A 21,142-nucleotide genomic window follows, 5' to 3' on the forward strand; every position below is an offset into this window, starting at 1 on the left:
GATCCTAGGAGAGGAGGGCGGCGAGGCGGGTCGTGGCCTCGTCGAGGTCGGCGGGGTCGATGGTCAGCGGCGGGAGCAGCCGCAGGGTCGAGGGCGAGGTGGCGTTGAGGACGAGCCGCTGCTCCTGCAGCGCGCGGCCGACGAGCGCGAACGCGTCGATCCCGTCGAGCTCGATCGCCTGCATGTAGCCGCGGCCACGGACCTCGGTGACGGCGGGCAGGTCACGCAGCCGCTCGCTCAGGCGCTCACCGGCGGCCCGCACGGCCGCCAGCAGCTCCGGGTCTCCGACGACGTCCAGCACCGCGAGCCCGGCCGCGCACTGCACGGGGCCCCCGGCGAACGTGGAGCCGTGGTCGCCGGGCTCGAAGACGTCGGCCATCGCGGGCCCGGCGACGAGCGCCCCGATCGGCAGGCCGCCGGCCAGCGCCTTCGCGACCGTGACCGCGTCCGGGACGACGCCGCTGTCCTCCCAGCCCCACAGGTGACCGGTGCGGCCGAGACCGCACTGGATCTCGTCGAACACGAGCGCGGCCCCGTGGGCGTCGCAGGCCGCGCGCGCGGCGCGCAGGACCTCGGCGGGCAGCGGGTAGACGCCGCTCTCGCCCTGCACGGTCTCGAGGATCACGGCGGCGGTCCCGCCGTCGACCGCGGCCGTGATCGCCTCGGCGGTCGGCTCGACCGCGACGAACCCGGGGACCAGGGGGGCGAACGGGGCCTGCTTGGACTCCTGCGGGGTCGCGCTGAGCGCCCCGTAGGTGCGGCCGTGGAAGCCGCGGTGCACGGAGACGATCGTGCCGGCGCGGCGGCGCTTGCGCGCGCACTTCAGTGCGGCCTCGACGGCCTCGGTCCCGGAGTTCGTGAAGAAGACCCTCGTGCCCTCGCCGAGCTTCGACGCCTGCGCCAGGCGCGCGGAGAGCCGCACCATCGGGTCGGTGTAGAAGAGGTTGCCGACGTGGATGAGCTGCGCGGACTGGGCGGCGATCGCCTCGACGACGGCCGGGTGGCAGTGGCCGACGGAGTTGACGGCCAGACCGGTCTGCAGGTCCAGGTACTCGTGGCCCTCCGCGTCCCACAGCCGGGCGCCGAGCCCGCGGACGAAGTTCACCGGCTGGCGCGCGTAGTTGGCGGTCAGGTGCCGGTCGCGCGGGCAGGGGCCGCCGCCCGCCGTGGAGCCGCCGCCGGGGCAGGTCGCGTCGCTCATGCCGACGCCCGGATCTTCGTGCCGATGCCGGCGTCGGTGAACAGCTCGAGCAGCAGCGAGTGCGGCACGCGTCCGTCGACGATGTGCGCGAACGACACGCCGCCGTGGATGGCGTCCAGGCACGACTGCAGCTTCGGCCGCATGCCACCGCCGATCGAGGTCAAGGCCGCTTCGACCTCGTCGGCGCGCGCCTCGGAGATCACGCTGTCGAGGTCCGCGGGGTCGCGCAGCCAGCCCTCGACGTCGGTGAGGAACATGACCTTGTACGCGCCCATCGCGCGGGCGACGGCACCGGCGACCTCGTCGGCGTTGACGTTGTAGGACTGCCCGTCGCGGTCCGCGCCGACCGACGCGATCACCGGGATGTAGTCCTGGGCGATGTGGTTGAGCACGTCGACGTCGACCTTGTCGATCTTGCCGACGAAGCCGATGTCCGCCCCGCCCGGCGAGTGCTGCTTGGAGACGCGCAGCAGCCGGCCGTCGTCCCCGCTGAGGCCGACCGCGGGCTGCCCGTGCCGGCCGATCCGCTGGACGATGTCCTTGTTGACCTTGCCGACGAGGACCATCTTGGCGACCTCGACGGTCTCGGCGTCGGAGACGCGCAGCCCGTCGACGAAGCGCACGTCCATCCCGAGGCGCTCCATGTAGCCGGTGATCTCCGGGCCGCCGCCGTGGACGACGACCGGGTTGATCCCGACGTACTTCAGCAGCACGATGTCGCGCGCGAAGTCCTCCTTGAGGGACGGGTCGGTCATCGCCGCCCCGCCGTACTTCACGACGACGGTCTTGCCGTGGAACTCGCGGATGTAGGGCAGCGCCTCGAGCAGGGTGCCGAGGTCGCGAGGGGGCCGGGGGGTCACGTCGTGTACTCCGCGTTGATGGTCACGTACTCGTGCGAGAGGTCGCTGAAGAACACCTCGGCCTCGACGGTCGGGGTGCCGCTCGCGGTGGGCAGGTCGACCGCGTAGTCGACCTCGGTGCCGGCGACGGCCGCGTCGAGCGCCGCCTGGTCGAACGGGACGGCGGCGCCGCGCGCGCAGACCGGGACGCCCTCGATCGTGATGTCGAGGTCGACGGGTGCGCGGTCGGTCATCGCCAGGCCGACGGCCTGGGCGATGCGTCCCCAGTTCGGGTCGCCGCCGTGCAGCGCCGCCTTGACCAGCGGCGAGTTGGCGACCGCGCGGGCGCACCGCTCGGCGTCGTCGCGGTCGTCGCCGCGCACGACGACGCGTCCGACGCGCCGCGAGCCCTCGCCGTCGCGGACGATCAGCAGCGCGAGCTGGCGCAGGAGCGCGTCGAGCGCCTCGCGCAGGATCGCCTCGTCCGGGGATCCGGCGGCGACCGCGACGCCCGAGGCGCCGCTGGCCTGCAGGATCGCCGTGTCGTTGGTGGACAGCTGCCCGTCGACGGAGATGCGGTCGAAGCTGCGCCGCACCCCGTCGCCGAGCAGTCGGTCGGCGGTCGCGGCGTCGAGCTGCGCGTCGGTCTGCACGAAGCAGAGCATCGTCGCGAACGACGGCTGGATCATCCCGGCGCCCTTGGCCTGGGCGGTGATGGTCACGGGGCCGCCGGGGAGCGCGACCTGCAGCCGGGCGCTCTTGGCGAACTTGTCGGTGGTGCGGATCGCCTCGCCGAAGGCGCCGTGCCCGTCGGCGCGCAGCTCGTGGGAGGCGGCGAGCAGCCCGGCGGTGACCTTGCGGCCGTCGAGCTGCACGCCGATGACGCCGGTGGAGGCGACGGCGACCCGGTCCTCGGGCACGCCGCAGACCATCGCGGCGGCGCCCTGCATGCGGGCCGCCTCGTCCATGCCGCGCCCGCCGGTGGCGGCGTTGGCGTTGCCGCTGTTGACCGCGACGGCGCGGATGGCGTCGAGCCGCGTGCGGGTCTTGCACACGACGACGGGGGCCGCCAGGACGCCGGAGCGGGTGAACCGGGCGGCGCTGGTGGTGTCGGGGCTGTCGGCGACGAGCAGGCCGACGTCGGTCAGGCCGCTCTCCTTGATCCCGGCGGCGACGCCGGCCGCGCGGAACCCCTGCGGCAGGGCGTCCCCGTCGAGCACGGTGACCGCCTCGGGCGCCGCGACCCAGCGGGAGTCGAAGAAGGCGCTCACCGCAGCCCCGCCGTCTCCGGGAGCCCCAGCGCGAGGTTCAGGTTCTGCACGGCCTGCGAGGCGGCGCCCTTGTAGACGTTGTCGATCGCGCAGAACACGAGGACCTTGCCGGTGCGCTCGTCCGCCCGGGCGGTGAGCCGCGCGTAGTTCGTGTCGCGCACGTCGCGGACGCCGGGCGAGGTGGCGACCACCTCGACGAACGGCTCCGCGTCGTAGGCGGTGGCGAACAGCTCGTCGACGTCGGCCTGGGTGACGGGCCGTGACGTGGTCACGTAGCAGGAGACGAGCTCGCCCTGGTCGAGCGGCAGCAGGTGCGGGATGAACGTGACGGGCGCGGTCGCCCCGAGCACGCCGAGCTCCTGCTGGATCTCCGGGAGGTGGCGGTGCCCGTCGATGCCGTAGGCGTCGACGTTCTCGTCCACGCGCGAGAAGTGCGTGCGCCACGACGCGCCGCGGCCGGCGCCCGAGACGCCGGTCTTCGCGTCGATGACGACGTCGGCGACGAGCCCTGCACGGGCGACGGGCGCGAGCGCGAGCAGCGCGGCGGTCGGGAAGCAGCCGGGGTTGGCGATCAGGCCCGCGCCGCGGAGCTCGTCCCGGTACAGCTCGGGCAGCCCGTAGACGGCCTCCTCCAGCAGCTGCGGGGCGACGTGCGGCACGTACCACCGCTCGTAGGTCTGCAGGTCGCGCAGCCGGAAGTCGGCGCTGAAGTCGACGACCGGGACCCCGCGCTCGCGCAGCCCGGCGACGACCGGGGCGCTGGCCCCGTGCGGGTAGGCGACGACGGCGGCGTCGATGCCGTCGGCGTGCCGGTCGAGGTCGAGCTCCTCGAGCACCACGGGCACGCGGTGGTGCGGGTAGACCTCGTCCAGGCGCGCGCCGGCGTCGCTGCGCGCGGTGGCGGCGGCGAGCTCGAGCCCGGGGTGGCGGTGCACGAGCGCGCAGGTGATGGCGCCCCCGAACCCGGCGGCCCCGGCGACGAGGATGCGCTTCGGGGTGCCGGAGGACCGCACGTGACCTCCGCCGGCGGGCCCCCGCCCCAGGCTGTCAGCCACGCAGCTCCCCTCCCACCTGCTCGGCGAGCGCGGCGACGATCTTCGCGCGCACCGGCGCGACGTCCTCGTCGGTCAGCGTGCGGTCGGGGGCGCGGAACTCGCAGTGCAGCGCCAGCGACACGCGCCCCTCCCCCAGCTGCGCGCCGCGGTACACGTCGAAGACGCGCACGTCGGCGAGCCGCTTGCCGCCCGCGCCGCGGACGACGTCGAGCACGCGCTGGGCGGGCACGTCGTCGGCGACGACGACCGCGAGGTCCTGGCGCAGCGCCGGGAAGCTCGTGAGGTCGCGGTAGCCGACGACCTCGGGCGCGAGCGCGGCGACCTTGCCGAGGTCGACCGCGAACGCCGCGACGGGACCGTCGAGGTCCCACGCCTGCGCGACGAGCGGGTGGACCTCGCCGAGGAACCCGATCCGGGCGCCGTCCGCGTCGAGGACCGCGCCGCTGCGGCCCGGGTGCAGGAACGGCCACGCGCCCTCCGGGGCGTCCCCGATCGAGAACGGGACGCGCAGGGTGCCGAGCACCGCCTCGAGGATCCCCTTGGCGGTGAAGACGTCGGCGGGGGCCGCGGAGCCCGCACCCTGCCAGGAGGCGGGCGCCGCCGCACCGTGCAGGAGCACCGCGAGGGCGTGGTGCTCGTCGGCGGGCGCGGGCCTCTGCCCGGCCCAGGCCTCCGGCGGCGCGGGGCGGGCCGCGTAGACCGAGCCGCTCTCGAACAGCTGCACGTCGGCGTGGCCGTGGGCGCGGTTGTGGGCGGCCGCGTCCAGCAGCGAGCCGAGGATGGTCGGGCGCAGGATCGACTGCGCCTCGCTCATCGGGTTCTCGAGCTGCACGACGGCACGCAGCGGGTGCTCGGCCGGGATCCGCAGGCGGTCGAGCACGGCGGGCTCGGTGAACGACCAGCCGCAGACCTCGTGCAGTCCGACGCCGACGAGCACGTCCTCGGCGCGGCGGCGGACCTTCTGGGCGTGCGTGAGCTGCGCGGCGTGCCCGGTGCGGTTCTCGGGCACGGTCGAGGGGAGCGTGTCGAGCGCCTCGAGCCGGGCGACCTCCTCGATGAGGTCGGCCTCGCGGGTCACGTCGATGCGCCGGAAGGCGGGCACGGTGACATCGAGGCCGTCCTCGGCGGGCGTGACGCCGAAGCCGAGGGTGGTGAGCACGGCGGCGCAGCGGTCGCGTGCGACGGGCGCGCCGAGCAGGGCGGTGACCTTCTCGTCGCGCAGCCGGATGACCGCGGGGGCCGGGCCGTCGCCGCCGAGGTCCAGGGTGCCGCCGACCGGGGTGGCGCCGCACAGCTCGACCATCAGCTGGTGGGCGACGGCCTGCGCCTCGAGCGTCTGCTCGGGCGCGAGGCCCTTCTCGAACCGGGAGCCCGCCTCGGAGCGCAGGCCGAGCTTCGCCATCGTGCGGTTGACGTTGGGCCCGTTCCAGGTCGCGACCTCCATCAGCACGCGGGTGGTCGTGGGCCGGGAGGTCCCCGGCTCGCCGGTCCCGGCGTCGTGGATCTCCGACCGGGCACCGCCCATGACGCCGGCGATCGACGTGGGGCCGTCGCCGTCGGCGAACAGGAGCATCTGGTCGTCGAGGGTGCGCTCGACCTCGTCGAGCGTCGTGATCGTCTCGCCGTCGGCGGCGCGCCGCAGGACGAGCGTGCCGCCCGCGATGCGGTCGGCGTCGAACGCGTGCAGCGGCTGGCCGGTGAGCAGCATCACGTAGTTGGTGATGTCGACGACGTTGTTGATCGGGCGTTGGCCGGCCGCGGTCAGCCGTGCCTTCAGCCACCGCGGCGACGGCGCGAGCGTGACGTCCTCGTAGAGCCGCCAGGTCATCCGCGGGCAGAGGTCCGGCGCCTCGTTGGTGATCGTGATGTCCCCGGCGGTGCCGGATCCGGCGGCGTCCTGGGTGCGCAGCTCGTCGAACGCGGGCCGGGCCGCCGGCGCCTCCCACGGTGGCGGCCCGAGCGGGGCGCCCGTGGCCGCCGCGACCTCGCGCGCCACGCCGTAGACGCCGAGGCAGTCGGGCCGGTTGGGGGTGATCTCGAGCTCGAGGACCTCGTCGCTGATCAGCAGCACGTCGGCGAGCGGCGTGCCCGCCACGAGGTCGTCCGGCAGCTCCATGATCCCGCCGGCGCGGTCGCTGGCGATGGCGACCTCGTCCTCGCTGAGGATCATCCCGGCGCTCGCGACGCCGCGCAGCTTCGCGGTCTTGAGCTTCGTGCCGTCGGGCATGATCGATCCGGGCCGCCCGACCGCGACGGTCTGGCCGGCGGCGACGTTCGGCGCGCCGCAGACGATCTGCGACGGCTCCGCCTCGCCCACGTCGACCGTGCAGACGGACAGCTTGTCGGCGTCCGGGTGCGGTGCGCGCTCCAGGACCTTGCCGACGACGAAGTGCTCGAGCGCGTCGACGCCGTGGTGGTGGATGACGTCGATCTCCGTGCCCGTCATCGCGAGCCGGGTCGCGAGCTCGCGCGTGCCGAGCTCCGGGGTGACGTGGTCGTGCAACCAGCTGAGGGGAAGCTTCATCCGAACTGCTCCAGGAACCGAAGGTCGTTCTCGTAGTAGAGGCGCAGGTCCGGCACGCCGTGCTTGAGCATCGCGATGCGCTCGATGCCCATCCCGAAGGCGAAGCCCTGCAGGTCCTCGTAGCCGTCGACGCCGCCCAGGACGTTCGGGTCGACCATGCCGGAGCCGAGGATCTCCAGCCAGCCGGTGCCCTTGCAGAGGTTGCAGCGGGCGCCGGTGCGCGGCAGTGCCCCGGTGCCCGAGCACTGGAAGCAGGTGACGTCGACCTCGACCGACGGCTCGGTGAACGGGAAGAAGTGCGGGCGCAGCCGGACCTCGCGCTCGTCGCCGAAGAGCGCGCGGGCGAACGCCAGCAGCACGCCCTTGAGGTCGGCGAGGGTGACGTCCTCGTCGACCCACAGGCCCTCGACCTGGTGGAACTGCGGCGTGTGGGTGGCGTCGCTGTCGCGCCGGTACACGCGTCCGGGCACGATCACGGCGATCGGCGGCTTCTGCGCCTCCATCGACCGGACCTGCATCGGCGAGGTGTGCGTGCGCAGGACGATCTCGTCGGGCGAGCCGAGCCCGGGTCCGGCGCCCCCGTCGGGCGGCTGCACATAGAAAGTGTCCGAGCGGCTGCGGGCCGGGTGCGCGGGCACGTGGTTGAGCGCGTCGAAGTTGTAGTGGACCCACTCCACCTCGGGGCCCTCGGCGACCCGGAACCCGAGGCCGAGGAAGACGTCCTCGATCTGGCGGCGGGTCTGCGTCAGCAGGTGCAGGCGGCCGACGGGCCGGGGCGGCGCCCCGGGCAGCGTGAGGTCGACGGCGTCGGCGACGAGCCGTGCGTCGAGCTCCCCGGCGGCGAGCTCCGCGACGCGCTCCTCGAGGCGGGCCTCGACCGCCTTGCGGGCGACGTTCGCCGCCTTGCCCACGGCCCCGCGCTGCTCGGGTGGCAGCTCGGCCACCCCGCGCAGGATGTTGGGCAGCTCCGCCTTGCGGCCGAGCACCCGGACCCGCAGATCCTCGAGCGCCGCGGTGTCGGCGGCGCCTTCGATCGCGGTCAGGGCCTCGGCGCGCAGCGCCTCGATCCGGTCAAGCACGTCACTCATCGCTCGTCACCATATGGATTCGCCGCAGTTCGTAGAGGGCGACGCCGGCGGCCATCGCGGCGTTCAGCGACTCGCCCTCGATCGGGATGTGGGCGACGTGGTCGCACGCGGCGACGACGTCGTCGGGCAGGCCGTCGCGCTCGGCGCCGACCAGCAGGGTCACGGGCCCGTCGGCGAGCTGCGCGCCGAGCCGCGGTAGCGCGGTCCCGGCGCGGGCCACGAGCGCCACGGTCGCGCCCGGGAGGTCGCCGACGCCGCCGTGTGCGCGCACGAGCGGGGTGGCGAACACGGCTCCCATGCTGGCGCGGACCGCCTTGGGACCGTAGGGGTCGGCGGTGCCGGGCCCGAGCGAGACGGCCGCCGCCCCGAAGGCGTGCGCGGCGCGCAGGACGGTGCCGACGTTGCCGGGGTCGTGGACGCCGTGCAGGTGCACGGTCAGCCCGTCGGTCGTGGCCGGCGCGTAGCGCTGGTCGTAGATCGCGAGCGTGCGGGTGCCGGAGCCCAGCTGGGACACGGCGTGCAGCAGCTCGGCCTCGACCTCCACCCCGGGCAGGCCGCTGCCGGCGACGCAGAGCCGGGCGCGCGGCTCCCAGCCGGCGGCGTCGGCGGCCTCGAGCAGGTCCTCCCCCCTCGGCGACGAACGCGCCCGCCCGTGCCCGCTCCCGCTTGGCGGCGAGCTTGCGGACCTGCTTGAGCGTCTCGTTGTGGGGGCTGGTGATGATCACGGGGGTGCGGAAAACAGAAAGGGCGCCGATCCCGGAGGAGTCGACGCCCGTGAAGGTCTGTGTCGGTGCGCTTCTGGCTAGGCAGCAGCAGCCGACGCCTCGCGGGCGGCGGCGACGAATCGCTTGAACGTCTCGGGGTCGCGGACGGCGATGTCGGCGAGCACCTTGCGGTCGAGCTCGATCTCGGCCAGCTTGAGACCGTGGATGAACTGCCCGTAGGTCATGCCCTCGAGTCGCGCGGCGGCGTTGATGCGGGTGATCCACAGACGGCGGAAGTCGCGCTTGCGGTTGCGGCGATCGCGGTACGCGTACGCGTCCGCCTTCATCACCGCTTCCTTGGCGCGCTTGTAGTTGGAGTTCGCCTCGCCGCGGAAGCCCTTGGCGCGCTCCAGCGTGGAGCGGCGCTTCTTCTTCGCGTGGAGGCTGCGCTTGACGCGGGTCACTTGCCCACCCCCAGAAGCTTCTTGACGCGCGGGGCGTCGTGATCGCTGAGGATCACCGGGTTCGAGAACGAGCGCTTGCGCTTCGGGGACTTCTTCTCGAGGATGTGGCTCGAGTGCGAGTGGCGGGCCTTGACCTTGCCGCTCGCCGTCACCTTGAAGCGCTTCTTCGCGCCGCTATGAGTCTTCTGCTTCGGCATGGGCGACGGGGGAGTATGCCAGAGACGACCCGCGGTGCGTCCTGCGCCTCCCCGGCGGCCCGCTCGGGCCCCTCCGCGGAGCCGCGAGGCGGGGCCCGCGCCACCCCGGGAGGTGGCGCGGATCCGAACGTCTAGCTCGCAGGCGCCGCGTCGTCGGACGCGGCGGGCTCGTCGGACGCGGCAGGCTCGTCGGACGCCGCGGCGTCCTCGGAGGCGACCTCGTCCGCGGCAGGGGCCGCGTCGGCGGCCTGCTCGGCCGCGGCGGCCTCGTCGCGCTCGGCGACGGCGGCGTCCGCCGCGGCCTCGGCCTCGACCTGGGCCGCGGCGGCTTCCGCCGCCCGCGCCTGGTCCTCCTCGAGCGTGCCGGCGAGGACCGCCTTGCTCGGGCCGAGCAGCATCGTCATGTTGCGGCCGTCCTGGATCGGGCGCTGCTCGACGACGCAGAGCTCCTTCAGGTCCTCCGCGAGGCGGTCGAGGATCATCACGCCGCGCTCCGGGTGCGTGACCTCACGGCCGCGGAACATGATCGTGATCTTGACCTTGTCCTTGTGACGCAGGAAGCGCTCGACGTGACCCTTCTTCGTCGAGTAGTCGTGCTCCGCGATCTTCGGCCGGAACTTGATCTCCCGGATCGTGATCTGCGTCTGGTGCTTCTTGGCCGCCTTCTGCTTCTGCGCCTGCTCGTACTTGTACTTCGAGTAGTCGAGCACGCGGCACACCGGCGGGCGCGCGTCGGCGGCGACCTCGACCAGGTCGAGATCGCGGCTCTGCGCGTAGCGGAGTGCCTCGTCGGTGCGCATGACGCCGACCTGTGAGCCGGTCTCGTCGATCAGGCGCACCTCGGGCACGCGGATGCGCTCGTTGATGCGGGTGGTGTCCCGCTCGGGCGGGCGCCGGTCGAACCTACGCGGAACCGGCACTAGCTGTGTACACGCGGCGCGATCGTGCGCGCGGCGGGGGCAGTGAATTCAGTCAACAGCCAGGAGCATAACGCCTCAGGCACTGCGGGCGCGGGTGATCTCCGCGATCCGCTGCGCGACGGCCGCCACGGGCTCGCTGCCCTCGTCGCCCTCGCGGTGCCGACGGACGCTCACGGTGCCCTCCTCCATCTCGCGGTCGCCGACCACGAGCATGTACGGGACCTTGCGCAGCTCGGCCTCCCGGATCTTGCGCCCGACCGACTCGGTGCGCTCGTCCACCTCGGCGCGGACGCCGGCGGCACGGAGCTCGTCACGGACCGCGCGGGCGGTGTCGGCGTGCCGGTCGGCGATCGGCAGCACGAGCGCCTGGGTCGGCGCGAGCCACACGGGGAGCTCGCCGGCGGTGTCCTCGATGAGGATGCCGATGAACCGCTCGTAGGAGCCCATCAGCGCCCGGTGGATCATCACCGGGCGGTGCTCGGCGTTGTCCGCGCCGACGTAGCTGAGGCCGAACCGCTCGGGCATCTGGTAGTCGACCTGGACGGTCCCCAGCTGCCAGGAGCGGCCGAGCGAGTCGGTCAGGTGCAGATCGATCTTCGGGCCGTAGAACGCGCCGTCGCCCTCGTTGACCTCGTACTCGAGACCCTGGCTGCGCAGCGCGCTCTCCAGCGCGCCCTCGGCGTGGTCCCACAGCTCGTCGCTGCCGAGGCGGTTCTCCGGCCGCGTGGAGAGCTCGACCTTGACGTCGTCGAACCCGAACACCCGGTAGGTCTCGAACGCGAACTCCAGGCAGCCGGCGATCTCCTGCTGGATCTGCTCCTCGGTGCAGAAGACGTGGGCGTCGTCCTGGCAGAAGTGCCGCACGCGCAGCAGGCCGTGCAGCGCACCGCTGAGCTCGTCGCGGTGCAGCAGCCCCGGCTCGGAGTAGCGGACGGGCAGGTCCTTGTAGGACCACTGCTGCATGCCGAACAGGTGCGCGTGGCCCGGGCAGTTCATCGGCTTGACGCCGAACTCGCGCCCCTCCGACCCGGTCACGAACATGTTCTCGCGGTACTTGCCCCAGTGCCCGGAGGTCTTCCACAGCTCGGAGTCGTAGATCTGGGGGGTCTTGACCTCGGTGTAGCCGCGCGGCTCCCCCATCTCACGGGAGAGCGCGACGAGCTCGTTGAAGACGGTGGTGCCGGCGGGCAGCCAGAACGCGCTGCCCGGCGCGGCGTCGCTGAACTGGAAGAGGCCGAGCTGGGGACCCAGGCGGCGGTGGTCGCGCGCCTTCGCCTGCTCGAGGCGCTCGAGGTGGGCCTTCAGCTCCTTCTTGTCGAAGAACGCGGTGCCGTAGACGCGGGTGAGCATCGTGCGGTTCGCGTCGCCGCGCCAGTAGGCGCCGGCGACCGACTGCAGCTTGAAGGCGCCGATGCGACCGGTGGACGGCATGTGCGGGCCGCGACAGAGGTCGGTGAACGGACCGTTGGTGTAGAGCGTGACGGTCTGCGCACCCGTGTTGGTGATCAGGTCCTCGATCAGCTCGACCTTGTAGGGCTGGTCCTGCGCCTTGTAGCGCTCGATCGCCTCCTCGACCGTGACCTCCTCGCGATCGAAGGTCTCGTCGGCCTTGACGTGCTCCTTCATCTTCGCCTCGATTGCCGCGAAGTCGGCCTCGGTGAGGGTCACGCCGTCCGGGAACTCGAAGTCGTAGTAGAAGCCGTGCTCGATCGGCGGTCCGATCGAGATCTTCACGCCCGGGAAGAGCTCCAGCGCGGCGGCCGCGAGGACGTGCGCGGTGTCGTGGCGCACGAGGTCCAGCGCGTCCTGCCCGGAGCTCCTGGTGACGATCTCCAGCGGCACGTCGGGGACGAGCGGGCGCGCGAGGTCGCGGACCTCGCCCTGCTGCTTGACGGCGAGCGCGGCGCGGGCGAGGCCGGGCCCGATCGCCGCGGCGGCGTCGAGGCCGGTGGCGCCCTCCGGGAGGTCGAGCTCGGTGCCGTCGGGGAGGGTGACCTTCATCGTCGTGGCAGCGTATCGGCGGACGTCCTGCGCCGCCCCGCGCGCACGACCGTTCGGACCCGTACGAACACGTGTTCGCGGTTTGCGCTAGGGTTCGAGCCCTCGACGGGTCAGAACCCGGGTCGCGGCGACCGTCTCGCCGCCATCCGAGGGACGTGAGCGCCGCCGGCCTGCGCCGGCACGAGGAGACGCTCCGTCCCTGTCTGCACCGTCGCCCACCGACCGGCCCGGGCCGGCGTGCGTCCGCATGCCCGCCCACCGGCCGCGAAAGGACGTGCATGCGCACATGCCCCCCACCACGAACCCCGTCCCGCGCCGCCTCGGCCTGACCGCCGTCGCCGCGACCGCGGCCGCCGCGCTCGCCGCCCCCGCCCTCCCGGCGCCCGCCGCCACCGCGCCGGCGACCGCGACCGTCCCGCTCATCGACCTGCCCGTCCCCGACGGCACGGTCGTGCACGACGCGCTCGAGGACCACGCGCGTGAGGTGCTGACCGACCGCGCCGTGCGCCTCGGCCGCAAGGCGGCCGCGCTGCGCGACGGCCGCTTCCGCGCCCGCGCCTACCGGGCGGTCATCGACGACTGGTCGGTCGAGCGGCTCGAGCGTCGCATCACCCGCGTGCGCCGACAGATCCGGACGCTGCGCCGCACCGGCGGGGCACCCGCCGTGCCGATCCCCGCGGCGCTGGCGTCGATCGCCGCCTGCGAGTCGGGCGGGAACCCGCGCGCGATCGGCGGCGGCGGCCGGTACCGCGGCAAGTACCAGTTCGACATGGGCACGTGGGCGAGCGTCGGCGGCAGCGGCGACCCGGCCGCCGCGCCCGAGCTCGAGCAGGACCGCCGCGCGGCGATGCTCTACGCGCGCGCCGGTGCGTCCCCCTGGCCGGTCTGCGGCTGAGCCACCCGGAGTGGTCGGGCGCCCGTCGTATGCTCGCCGGGTGCCCGACGCCTCCACCCTCCGCGCCCACTTCCCCGTCTTCGAGCGGGTCGCCTACCTGAACGCGGGGACCTGCGGCCCGCTCGCCGCCGAGGCGCTGCAGCGCGGGGCCGACAGCGCCCTGCGCGCCGCCGAGGAGGGCCGGTCGGCCGACTACTACCCGCGCCTGGGCGAGGCCCGCGAGGAGCTGCGCGCGCGGTACGGCGAGCTCGTCGGCGCGCAGTCCCCGCACGACGTCGCGGTCACCGCCTCGACCAGTGAGGGCATGGCGCGGGTGATCGCGGGCCTGGACCTGCGTCCGGGGGACGAGATCGTCACCGCGGACGACGAGCACCCCGGCCTGCTCGGCCCGCTGTCGGCCGCCCGGCGCCTGCGCGGCATCACGGTGAAGGTCGTGCCGCTGCGCAGGATCGCCGCGCACATCGGCCGGCGCACGAAGCTCGTCGCGTGCTCCCACGTGCACTGGGCCACCGGGGAGCTCGCCCCGGAGGACCTCGCCGCCCGGCCCGCGGACGTGCCGCTGCTGCTGGACGGCGCCCAGGGGGCGGGCGCGGTGCCCGTCGACGTCGCGGCGCTGCGCTGCGACTTCTACGCCGCGGCCGGCCAGAAGTGGCTGTGCGGCCCGGTCGGGCTCGGCCTGCTGTGGATCTCCCCGGACTGGCAGGAGCGGGTGATGGTGCACATGCCGACCTACGCGCACCTGTCCGAGCCGTCGGCCGGCCTGGAGGCGCGGCCCTGGCCGGACGCGCGCGCCCACGACGCGTTCGCCACCTCCGCGGAGGCGTACCTGGCCGGCGTGGCCGCGCACGACGTGCTCGCCGACGCCGGCTGGGCGGACGTGCACGCGCGTGCCGCCGCGCTCGCCGCCGACCTGGCCGACCAGCTCGCCGAGCGGGGCCACGAGGTCGCCCCACGGGGCCGCAGCACCCTGGTCAGCTGGAAGGCCGAGGACCCGGACGCGGTCGTCGCCGCCTGCGCCGAGCGGGGCGTGGCCGTGCGGTCGTTCGCCGGGCTGCCGTGGGTCCGCGCGTCGGTCGGCGCGTGGAACGACCAGTCGGACCTCAAGCGGCTGCTCGCCGCGATCGCCTAGGCGGGTCCTGAAGAAGAGGCCCCTCCTAGAGCGCGAGGTCGTCGCGCACGCGCGCGAACGTCGCGAGCGCCCGCTCGTCGAAGAGCCAGAAGCGCGCCTCGACGACCTCCGGGTGCCGCGCGAGCGCCCGTGCGGTGGCGGTCAGCGCCACGTGGGCGGCGCGCTCCAGCGGGTAGCGGTAGATGCCGGTCGAGATCGCCGGCAGCGCGACGCGGCGACCGCCGCGCTCGGCGGCGGCGGCGATCGCCCGCTCGAAGCAGGACGCGAGCAGCTCGGGCTCCCCGCGCTCGCCGCCGTGCCAGACCGGGCCCACCGCGTGGACGATGAAGCGGGCGGGCAGGCGACCGGCGGAGGTCACCCGCACCTCCCCGGTCGGGCAACCGCCGTGGGCCTGGCACTCGGGCAGGATCTCCGGCCCGGCGGCGCGGTGGATCGCGCCGTCGACGCCGCCGCCCCCGAGCAGTCCGGAGTTGGCCGCGTTCACGAGGACGTCCGCCTCCCCGTCCGTGGTGATGTCGCCGAGATGCAGGGTGATCCGCGACAAAGGCGACGACCGGAATCGAACCGGTGTACACGGCTTTGCAGGCCGCTGCGTAGCCACTCCGCCACGTCGCCAGGTGCGCGCACAGCCTAGCGCCCGGACCACGCGTCACGCGGCGCGCCACGTTTGCGCGCGGGTTGCTACTCTCCTGCACCCCAGGGGCGATTAGCTCAGCTGGGAGAGCGCCTGCTCGACAAGCAGGAGGTCACTGGTTCGAGCCCAGTATCGCCCATGAGAAAGGCCCCGGAACTCCGGGGCCTTTCGCGTTTCAGCGGCGATGCCAGGGCCCGCGCGGCATCAAGTCGCGGAGTCCTGGAACCCGTACACACGGCGAGGGGCAGCCCTCTCCCCCTCGCCGCTCCCTGCCGGACCGGACCCCGCCGGGTCGCGCGGGTCGGCGGCCGCGAACGCCGCGCCGATGCGCGCGGCGTCGTCGTGTGCCGGCGCGTAGTGCATGTAGCGCTCGGTCGTCTTCAGGCTCTCGTGGCCGAGCCACGCCTGGATCTTCCGGACGTCAACGCCGGCCGCCGCCATCCTCGTGCCGAACGAGTGGCGCAGGCTGTGCCAGCGGAACTCGGGGTCGAGGCCGACCGCGACGAGCGCGACGCGGTACCGGCGCATGAGGGGGTGCGGGTCAGCGTCCCGCCGGTCAACGGATGCGGGAACACGAGGTCCTCGGGGTCGGGATCGACGCCGCCCAGCTCGATGAGGACGCGCGCGACGTCCGGCGCCAGGGGGACGCTGCGACGCTCCTTCGACTTCGGGGTCGTCTCGCGGCCTCGGACGACGCTGCGGACCACCCTGAGCCGTCCTCCGGCGATGTCGACGCTCTCCCAGCGCAGCGCGAGCGCCTCGCCCTGCCGGAGGCCGGTCATCGCCGAGGTGAGGATCAGCGCCCGGTCCACGCGCCCGTAGACCGCGTCGCGCGCGGCCGCGGCGGCCAGGTCGCGGACCTCGTGCGGCTCGAGGAACTCCAGCTCGTCGGCGTCCTGCTGATCGTCGGCCGGGACGGTGATGTCCGCGGCGGGGTTCTCGGTCAGCCAGCGGCGCTTGCGGATGGCGTAGTTGAAGAGCGTCGAGAGCAACGTGACGTAGTTGCGGATGCTCTTCGGCGCCAGGCCGGTTCGGTCGCCGCGCTTCTTCTGCCGGCCCGCGGCCATCGCGTCGACGAGGCGGTCCACGTCCGCACGGGTGATGCGGTGGATCGGCTGCTCACCGAAGTGCGGGACGAACCAGCCGTGCACGCACGCCCCGTAGTCGTGCAAGGTCGTCGGCTTCAGCTCGCGGCCCCGATCGTCGCGGTAGGCGGCCCAGAGGTCGGCGATCGTCATCTCGCCGGGCCGCGCGCGGCGCTGCGCCGGCGACCGGACGTCCTCGGCGCGCACGGTGGCCATCAGCTCCCGCAGCCGGGCTTCCGCCTCCGCGCGTCCCAGGCCGTCCGCGGTCCCCGGGCGCCGCTTCGGGCCGATGGTCCGCTTGATCAGCCGGCCGTCGTCGCGCCACTGGCCGACCCAGACCTCGCCGGAGCGGCGGTTCTTGCGGATCGTCAGCGACCCGCTCCCGTAGCTGCGCCGGCTCACGCGAACAGCCCTCGACGCGCGTGGTCAGCGCGGATCTCGGCCATGAGCGCCTGCAGCTCGCAGTCCTGCGACGTCGGCCGCCGCGGTGGCGCCGCACGCTCGGTCAGCGGGTAGAGCACCGCGAGCGCCTGGGGCTCGTCGGCTCGGATGAACAGCTCGTCGGCCACGGCCAATGTCACACGGCCGGTCGCTCGCATCCGCCGGCGCAGCAGCGCCTCATCGAGGTCGAGGGCCAACGCCACGTGCGCGACGTCGCCGGCCTGGGCGACCTTCGCGCGCAGCCACTCGGCCAACGGTCCTGCCGGGAGGTAGGAGGCGCTCACCGCTCGGCCCCCGCGCGCTCGACGAGCTCGAGCGCTTCGTCGCGCAGGCGTTCCGCCGCGCGCGCCCGGCGCAGCATGGCCTCTACCGCGTCGAGGGTGGGGTCTCCCTCGGTGAGCCGGTGGATCAGGGTCCGGGTGAGCGCGGCGGCCGCGAACGCGACGTCCGACGCCGCGAAGCAGCGCGCAGGGGTCCTCAGCGCTCGGTAGACCGCGACGGCGCGGGCCAGGTCGTCGGCGTGCTGGTCGAGCTGGGCGGGCTCGCGCACGGCCGCGTGGCCGAGGGCTTCCGCGGCGTCCTCGATCTCGCAGAGCATCTGCTCGACGAGGCGCAGCCGGATCTCCGCGGGGACGACGAGAGTGGTGTCGCCGGCGCGAGCCCGGTCGGCGGTCAGGGACGAAGGGTGGCCGGCCGAGTTCGCGTCCTCCTCCAGCGGGAGGCCGGCGGCCAGAAGCTCGAGGTCGGCGACGTCGCGGTGCGCGCGGGCTCGTTCACGGGGACCGGTGGGGCCATGCCCCTCCCCGAGCGGGGTGGCGATCCAGTAGCGGGCTTCCTCGGCCACGGCGACCATCACGTCGGCGGCGATCGACGTCCCGCCTTCTCGCAACGTCGCGTACGCCTCGCGCGCCGCGTCGACGCGACCGAGAGAGGGCGCGTCGACGGGCTCTTCGTCGAACGCCTCGCCCGACGCCCGCAACTGGAGGCCGAGATACCGGCTGGCCGCGGCGATCAGGTGCTCGCGCAGATGCTCAGGGACCGGGGCCTCAGTCGGCTGGTGTGTGGTGGTGCTCATGGTGCTCCTTCGTGGTGGGTGTCGGAGCACCGAAGGAGGGTGAGGCGGACGGGCACGCGGACCGCCTGGGCGGTCGAACCATCGCGGGTGTCAGGTAGCGTGCCGGTCGCATCGAAGATCATTCCTTCGGTGCCACGCCCCCGGGCCGCGCCAACGGTCGCGGGGGCACTTGCGTGGCGCATCCTACGGGCGGTCCGGGACCGCGCGCAAGCCCGGGAACTCGCGCGCGGAGTCGTGGCCGGCGTCGAACAGCTCACTCGCCGCGTCCCACATCGGCTCGCGGAGCTGGTCCTCGGGGAGGTCCTTGACCTCGGCGAGGCGCTGGAAGAAGCGCGTGAGCGCCACGGCCTTCGGGTGCTCGATCACCACGCCGCCTTCCGAGCAGCTCGCTCGAACTCCGCGTGCTTGGCCGCCTTCTCCTCGTTCTGCTTGCGGCGCTCGTCACGCGCTGCGCGCGCCTGTACCCGCGCCGGCGGTCCCGGCAGCAGCACCGACGTGTGCTCGCGCGCGAGCGCGCCGAGCAGCGCGCCGACCTCGTTCTCCACGGCACGGCCTCGACCCATCGGCTCCTTGGCCATGTCCTTCCGGATCTTCTCGAGCTGCCGGCCGTGACGGTGGGTGGCCTCGAACTCCAGCTCGCGGCCTTCGAACTGGTGCAGCGCGTTCGCGACGCTGGCCAGCGAGTTCATCTCGACGATCCTGACCGCGAGCTGCTCGAGTTCGGCGCGGATCGACTCCTGCGCCTTCTCGGCGGCCTCGAACTGCGCGGCGTGCCACTCGATCTGCATCGAGAGGAGGAGCGCGCGGTAGGCCTCGTACAGCTCGAGGGCGTGCGCGTGCGCCGCGCGCTCGGCCCGGTCCGCGCGCGTCAGCTCCTCTCGCGTCTTCACGACGAGGTCGGACTTGGGCATCGGGCTGCCGGCTCGCAGCGCCTCGCGGTCGGCGTGCGCCTGCTCGGCCGGCGCGCGCTCCCACGCCTCGTAGGCGTCGCCGAGCGCGCGGGCCTTGGCCCGCCAGGCGGTGTACGCGGCGAGTGCCGCCGAGTGCGCGTCCCGGATCGGCTCCGGCGCGGCGGCCAGGTGCGCGGGGTCGACGAAGTTCAGGCCGCGAGGCCGGAGCCGCTCGTTCGGGTTGTCGAGGTCGTGGATCTTCTCGCCGGCGCGCTCCGGCGCGGTCAGCGTGAGGGTGCGAGGGAGGTTCATCGGGTCTCCTTGTTGCGTCGGATGTAGTCGAGGTGGTCCTCGACGGTCGCCTCGAGGAACCCGGTGCCGCCGAAGGGCGTCCCGTGCTCCTCGATGTGCTGCCTCATGGCGGCGCGGTACTCGTCGGTCTCCGGCTGGCGGCCGGTGCGCTCGTGCTCGAGGTGCTCGTCGACGGTCCAGTCGTCCATCGGCTTGAAGCGCTGCGGCTCGGTCATGCCTCGAGCCTCCGAGCGTGGTCGGGGTGACGAGCCAGCCAGGCGCGTCGGTGCGCGTCGCGGTCCGGCGTCGGGTCTTCGCGGAGCCACGCGAAGAACGTGACCGCGTCGTAGTCGGCGGCGATGAGCTGCTCAACGTCGGCGGTCTCTTCGCGCAGGCGCTCCTTGCCGATCACGCCGAGGGTTGGTGTGGGATCAGCCGTCATGTGGCGGTCCTCCTTGGGGTCGTGGTTGCTGGTGGGATGCGGTGCCGCGGGGGTCATGCCGAGCACCCCCGCGGCCCACAGTCGGCGGCCGGTGCCCGAGGGGGCCAACACGTTCCCTCGGCACGCTGGCCAGCCTTGGCGCACCACCCGAGCGCCAAGCTGAAGATCCGGGCCGGCGAGGCGGCCCCGAAGCGGCGTAATCGCCGCGCGCAGGGTCAGGGGGCCCGGGAAGGCTTTGAACCCTGCAGACCTCCGACGGGCAGCCCTCTCCGGTCCCGGAGGTGGTCGGAGGGGGTCACCCCCCAGGGGTCGCCGCGGCCGCGCGAAGATCACGCCGCCTCCGATGAGCGGACGTCGGGACCGCGGTGCTGCTGGCTGATCCAGGCGTCGAGCGTGACGGGATCGAAGCGGGTGAACCGGCCGAGCTTGACGTGCGGGATCGTGCCCTTGCGAGCCTGCTCCAGCATCCAGCGGGCCGAGACGCCCAAGCGCTCCCCAGCGGTCGCAGCGTCGATGAGCTTCGGCGCGCTCATCGAAGACCGTCCGTGGACTCGGCGTCGTCCGCGCGGGCGGCGGCCTCGGCGCTCTTGTAGGCGTCGGCCTCGGCCTGGAGGCGCGCGACGCGCTGTTCGTGAGTCTCCCGGGACCGCACCCTGGCGGCGTGCGCGGCCATGATCTCCGCGCCGCGCGGATGCTGCCCGCTCCGAGCCCGGCGGGACTTGCCGCCATCGCGAGCGAGGTCGCGGAACATCTCGATGTGCGAGGCGTCGCGAAGGAGCAGGCCGAGGTCGTTGTAGACCGTGGCGCGATCGTTCTCCCCCTCGGTGATGCGGTGAGAACCGCCAGCCGTCCACGGCCGCGACGAGCTCCTCGACCTCGAAGAGCTTCAGGGCGTTCTCGATGGTCTTGCGGCGCTTGGCGTCGAGCTTCGCCGTCGCCTTCCCCGTCGACTTCCGCCATGCCTCGAACACGAGGGCGACGTCCCCGGTCGCGGAACGCGACGAAGTGGGTGGTTCCTCCGGGGGGGGTTCCTGGATGATTCCCGGGTGGTTCGGGGCACCTCAGGTTCCCCGGAAGCGGCACTCAGGTTCCCCGGGTGGGGCACCTCAGGTTCACCGGGCGCCACCTCAGGTGCCCGGGGCACCTCAAGTTCCCCGGGCACCTGAGGTTCCCCGGGCACCTCAGGTTCCCCGCCCGGGGTTCCGCGCCAGGCCTTCACGAACTCTCGCCGGCGGCCGCGGATCGCGGACTCGCTCTCCACGAGGTCGAGAGCGAGCCTCCAGCTCACGGTGTCGTGCCCGCTCCGTCCCGCCCGGACAATCACGCCGGTGGCCTCGAGGCGCTCGAGCGAGGCCCTGATGGCTCGTCGGGAGAGCCCGGTACAGACGCCGATCGTGGCGAGCGACGGGTAGGCGCCGTTGCCGCTCTCGTCGGCGGTCTCCGCGAGGACCACAAGGACGGCGACGTCGCTGGTGAACCGATTCCGGTCGAGGGGTGCCGAGTAGAGCGCCCACTTGACGGCTTGCCAGCTCATGAGTCGCAAGCCTCGGGCGCGCGGTGCTCCCGGAGGACGTAGACGGCCTGGAACCCGCGGCGGCGAGAACTCTCGATGTGGAAGCCGCGCTGGCGCAGGCGGTAGATCACCGCGGCGAGGCGCAAGACGGGCGGTCCGCCATCGGGAGTCCGGTCGACCCAGTCGGAGGCGGTGATTCCGTGCTCTCCCGCAACTTGCAGGCCGCGGAGGACTCGCGTGTTGGCGCAGCGAGCCGCGCCGCCGGTCCGCGGGCTATGGTGCATCGGTGTGGGCGGTCCCAGCGCCCGTGTCGTGACGGAGACCCTGCGTGCTGGCGGGGTCTTCGTCGTTCAGGTGGCGGCGCAGCGCGTACCGGATCTCGGCCGAGAGGGTGCGCTCGTGCTGCGCCGCGAGTTCGACGAGCTGCTCCCTCATCGGGGGCGGAAGCTTGATACTGATGGGCAGGGCGGCCAACGGGAACTC

General features: G+C 73.6%; 25 protein-coding genes and 2 tRNA genes. 3 read left to right on the plus strand and 24 right to left on the minus strand.

What is annotated here, in order from left to right; translation table 11 throughout:
• Window positions 1–4 precede the first annotated feature (4 nt).
• The 11 genes from GKE82_RS03590 to thrS form a co-directional block, all read right to left on the minus strand.
• Window positions 5–1,201 carry an aspartate aminotransferase family protein gene (locus GKE82_RS03590; RefSeq protein WP_154732352.1) on the minus strand — a complete coding sequence of 399 codons (1,197 nt, stop codon included), beginning with the start codon at window positions 1,199–1,201 and terminating at the stop codon, window positions 5–7.
• Window positions 1,198–2,061: an acetylglutamate kinase gene (argB, locus tag GKE82_RS03595; protein ID WP_107571390.1), complete on the minus strand. Its 864-nt coding sequence runs from the start codon at window positions 2,059–2,061 to the stop codon at window positions 1,198–1,200. Before argB ends, GKE82_RS03590 begins: the two co-directional genes overlap by 4 nt.
• The gene (gene argJ / locus GKE82_RS03600) at window positions 2,058–3,311 is read right to left on the minus strand and encodes a bifunctional glutamate N-acetyltransferase/amino-acid acetyltransferase ArgJ (RefSeq protein WP_309233377.1); all 1,254 of its coding nucleotides are present in this window, start codon (window positions 3,309–3,311) and stop codon (window positions 2,058–2,060) included. The genes argB and argJ overlap by 4 nt, the downstream gene beginning before the upstream one ends.
• Window positions 3,308–4,366, minus strand: a complete 1,059-nt coding sequence (gene argC / locus GKE82_RS03605; protein WP_233243963.1) for an N-acetyl-gamma-glutamyl-phosphate reductase — start codon at window positions 4,364–4,366, stop codon at window positions 3,308–3,310. The genes argJ and argC overlap by 4 nt, the downstream gene beginning before the upstream one ends.
• Complete coding sequence (pheT, locus tag GKE82_RS03610; protein ID WP_154732353.1) at window positions 4,359–6,890, minus strand: phenylalanine--tRNA ligase subunit beta; 2,532 nt, start codon at window positions 6,888–6,890, stop codon at window positions 4,359–4,361. Before pheT ends, argC begins: the two co-directional genes overlap by 8 nt.
• Window positions 6,887–7,978 (minus strand): phenylalanine--tRNA ligase subunit alpha, encoded by a 1,092-nt coding sequence (gene pheS / locus GKE82_RS03615; protein WP_154732354.1) that lies wholly within the window; start codon window positions 7,976–7,978, stop codon window positions 6,887–6,889. The genes pheT and pheS overlap by 4 nt, the downstream gene beginning before the upstream one ends.
• Complete coding sequence (locus GKE82_RS03620; RefSeq protein ID WP_196189042.1) at window positions 7,971–8,522, minus strand: RNA methyltransferase; 552 nt, start codon at window positions 8,520–8,522, stop codon at window positions 7,971–7,973. The genes pheS and GKE82_RS03620 overlap by 8 nt, the downstream gene beginning before the upstream one ends.
• A gap of 258 nt (window positions 8,523–8,780) precedes the next feature.
• Entirely contained in the window at window positions 8,781–9,146 is a 366-nt protein-coding gene (gene rplT / locus GKE82_RS03625; protein ID WP_107571384.1) for a 50S ribosomal protein L20, read from the minus strand.
• A complete protein-coding gene (gene rpmI, locus GKE82_RS03630; protein WP_107571383.1) occupies window positions 9,143–9,343 on the minus strand; it encodes a 50S ribosomal protein L35 in 201 nt (66 codons plus the stop codon). Before rpmI ends, rplT begins: the two co-directional genes overlap by 4 nt.
• Window positions 9,344–9,474: 131 nt before the next feature.
• A complete protein-coding gene (infC, locus tag GKE82_RS03635; protein WP_309233378.1) occupies window positions 9,475–10,263 on the minus strand; it encodes a translation initiation factor IF-3 in 789 nt (262 codons plus the stop codon).
• 75 nt (window positions 10,264–10,338) lie between these two features.
• Window positions 10,339–12,264, minus strand: coding sequence for a threonine--tRNA ligase (thrS, locus tag GKE82_RS03640; RefSeq protein WP_154732356.1), 1,926 nt, complete (start codon window positions 12,262–12,264; stop codon window positions 10,339–10,341).
• 286 nt (window positions 12,265–12,550) lie between these two features.
• Between thrS and GKE82_RS03645 the strand changes: the two genes are divergently transcribed.
• Window positions 12,551–13,159 (plus strand): transglycosylase family protein, encoded by a 609-nt coding sequence (locus tag GKE82_RS03645; protein ID WP_199224030.1) that lies wholly within the window; start codon window positions 12,551–12,553, stop codon window positions 13,157–13,159.
• A 40-nt stretch (window positions 13,160–13,199) separates the two neighbouring features.
• Window positions 13,200–14,288: an aminotransferase class V-fold PLP-dependent enzyme gene (locus GKE82_RS03650; protein ID WP_107571380.1), complete on the plus strand. Its 1,089-nt coding sequence runs from the start codon at window positions 13,200–13,202 to the stop codon at window positions 14,286–14,288.
• A 25-nt stretch (window positions 14,289–14,313) separates the two neighbouring features.
• Here the strand turns inward: GKE82_RS03650 and GKE82_RS03655 are convergent, their stop codons facing one another.
• Together GKE82_RS03655 and GKE82_RS03660 are read right to left on the minus strand one after the other, a co-directional pair.
• Window positions 14,314–14,832 (minus strand): macro domain-containing protein, encoded by a 519-nt coding sequence (locus tag GKE82_RS03655; RefSeq protein ID WP_154732357.1) that lies wholly within the window; start codon window positions 14,830–14,832, stop codon window positions 14,314–14,316.
• Window positions 14,833–14,903 (minus strand) — tRNA-Cys (locus tag GKE82_RS03660).
• An 85-nt stretch (window positions 14,904–14,988) separates the two neighbouring features.
• On the opposite strand from GKE82_RS03660, the gene GKE82_RS03665 reads away from it, so the two are divergent.
• A tRNA-Val gene (locus GKE82_RS03665) sits at window positions 14,989–15,061 on the plus strand.
• Window positions 15,062–15,126: 65 nt separating this feature from the next.
• On the opposite strand, the gene GKE82_RS31190 is transcribed toward GKE82_RS03665, so the two are convergent.
• From GKE82_RS31190 to GKE82_RS03720, 11 genes are all read right to left on the minus strand, one after another.
• The gene (locus GKE82_RS31190) at window positions 15,127–15,387 is read right to left on the minus strand and encodes a tyrosine-type recombinase/integrase (RefSeq protein WP_375337035.1); all 261 of its coding nucleotides are present in this window, start codon (window positions 15,385–15,387) and stop codon (window positions 15,127–15,129) included.
• A complete protein-coding gene (locus GKE82_RS30535) occupies window positions 15,303–16,409 on the minus strand; it encodes a tyrosine-type recombinase/integrase (RefSeq protein WP_154732359.1) in 1,107 nt (368 codons plus the stop codon). The genes GKE82_RS31190 and GKE82_RS30535 overlap by 85 nt, the downstream gene beginning before the upstream one ends.
• Window positions 16,406–16,732 (minus strand): hypothetical protein, encoded by a 327-nt coding sequence (locus tag GKE82_RS03680; protein WP_154732360.1) that lies wholly within the window; start codon window positions 16,730–16,732, stop codon window positions 16,406–16,408. The genes GKE82_RS30535 and GKE82_RS03680 overlap by 4 nt, the downstream gene beginning before the upstream one ends.
• Window positions 16,729–17,523: a hypothetical protein gene (locus GKE82_RS03685; protein WP_154732361.1), complete on the minus strand. Its 795-nt coding sequence runs from the start codon at window positions 17,521–17,523 to the stop codon at window positions 16,729–16,731. Before GKE82_RS03685 ends, GKE82_RS03680 begins: the two co-directional genes overlap by 4 nt.
• A gap of 183 nt (window positions 17,524–17,706) precedes the next feature.
• The gene (locus GKE82_RS03690) at window positions 17,707–17,889 is read right to left on the minus strand and encodes a hypothetical protein (RefSeq protein WP_196189043.1); all 183 of its coding nucleotides are present in this window, start codon (window positions 17,887–17,889) and stop codon (window positions 17,707–17,709) included.
• A complete protein-coding gene (locus GKE82_RS03695; RefSeq protein ID WP_154732363.1) occupies window positions 17,886–18,725 on the minus strand; it encodes a hypothetical protein in 840 nt (279 codons plus the stop codon). The genes GKE82_RS03690 and GKE82_RS03695 overlap by 4 nt, the downstream gene beginning before the upstream one ends.
• Window positions 18,722–18,940, minus strand: coding sequence for a hypothetical protein (locus GKE82_RS03700; protein ID WP_154732364.1), 219 nt, complete (start codon window positions 18,938–18,940; stop codon window positions 18,722–18,724). The genes GKE82_RS03695 and GKE82_RS03700 overlap by 4 nt, the downstream gene beginning before the upstream one ends.
• Window positions 18,937–19,257 (minus strand): hypothetical protein, encoded by a 321-nt coding sequence (locus GKE82_RS03705; RefSeq protein ID WP_154732365.1) that lies wholly within the window; start codon window positions 19,255–19,257, stop codon window positions 18,937–18,939. Before GKE82_RS03705 ends, GKE82_RS03700 begins: the two co-directional genes overlap by 4 nt.
• Window positions 19,258–19,475: 218 nt before the next feature.
• Window positions 19,476–19,679: a helix-turn-helix domain-containing protein gene (locus tag GKE82_RS03710; protein ID WP_154732366.1), complete on the minus strand. Its 204-nt coding sequence runs from the start codon at window positions 19,677–19,679 to the stop codon at window positions 19,476–19,478.
• Entirely contained in the window at window positions 19,676–19,897 is a 222-nt protein-coding gene (locus GKE82_RS03715; RefSeq protein ID WP_154732367.1) for a hypothetical protein, read from the minus strand. The genes GKE82_RS03710 and GKE82_RS03715 overlap by 4 nt, the downstream gene beginning before the upstream one ends.
• A gap of 1,035 nt (window positions 19,898–20,932) precedes the next feature.
• A complete protein-coding gene (locus GKE82_RS03720) occupies window positions 20,933–21,094 on the minus strand; it encodes a hypothetical protein (protein ID WP_154732368.1) in 162 nt (53 codons plus the stop codon).
• Window positions 21,095–21,142: the final 48 nt, after the last annotated feature.

This window comes from Conexibacter sp. W3-3-2, from assembly GCF_009707605.1.
Lineage (GTDB): Bacteria > Actinomycetota > Thermoleophilia > Solirubrobacterales > Solirubrobacteraceae > Paraconexibacter > Paraconexibacter algicola.

Coding starts and splice junctions, on each gene's coding strand:
- rpmI (WP_107571383.1), bottom strand. CDS start 9,343: ATGCCGAAGCAGAAGACTCATAGCGGCGCGAAGAAGCGCTTCAAGGTG.
- pheS (WP_154732354.1), bottom strand. CDS start 7,978: ATGAGTGACGTGCTTGACCGGATCGAGGCGCTGCGCGCCGAGGCCCTG.
- GKE82_RS03645 (WP_199224030.1), top strand. CDS start 12,551: ATGCCCCCCACCACGAACCCCGTCCCGCGCCGCCTCGGCCTGACCGCC.
- pheT (WP_154732353.1), bottom strand. CDS start 6,890: ATGAAGCTTCCCCTCAGCTGGTTGCACGACCACGTCACCCCGGAGCTC.
- GKE82_RS03685 (WP_154732361.1), bottom strand. CDS start 17,523: ATGAGCACCACCACACACCAGCCGACTGAGGCCCCGGTCCCTGAGCAT.
- GKE82_RS03700 (WP_154732364.1), bottom strand. CDS start 18,940: ATGACCGAGCCGCAGCGCTTCAAGCCGATGGACGACTGGACCGTCGAC.
- GKE82_RS03715 (WP_154732367.1), bottom strand. CDS start 19,897: ATGTTCCGCGACCTCGCTCGCGATGGCGGCAAGTCCCGCCGGGCTCGG.
- GKE82_RS03710 (WP_154732366.1), bottom strand. CDS start 19,679: ATGAGCGCGCCGAAGCTCATCGACGCTGCGACCGCTGGGGAGCGCTTG.
- thrS (WP_154732356.1), bottom strand. CDS start 12,264: ATGAAGGTCACCCTCCCCGACGGCACCGAGCTCGACCTCCCGGAGGGC.
- GKE82_RS03720 (WP_154732368.1), bottom strand. CDS start 21,094: ATGAGGGAGCAGCTCGTCGAACTCGCGGCGCAGCACGAGCGCACCCTC.
- GKE82_RS03695 (WP_154732363.1), bottom strand. CDS start 18,725: ATGAACCTCCCTCGCACCCTCACGCTGACCGCGCCGGAGCGCGCCGGC.
- GKE82_RS03590 (WP_154732352.1), bottom strand. CDS start 1,201: ATGAGCGACGCGACCTGCCCCGGCGGCGGCTCCACGGCGGGCGGCGGC.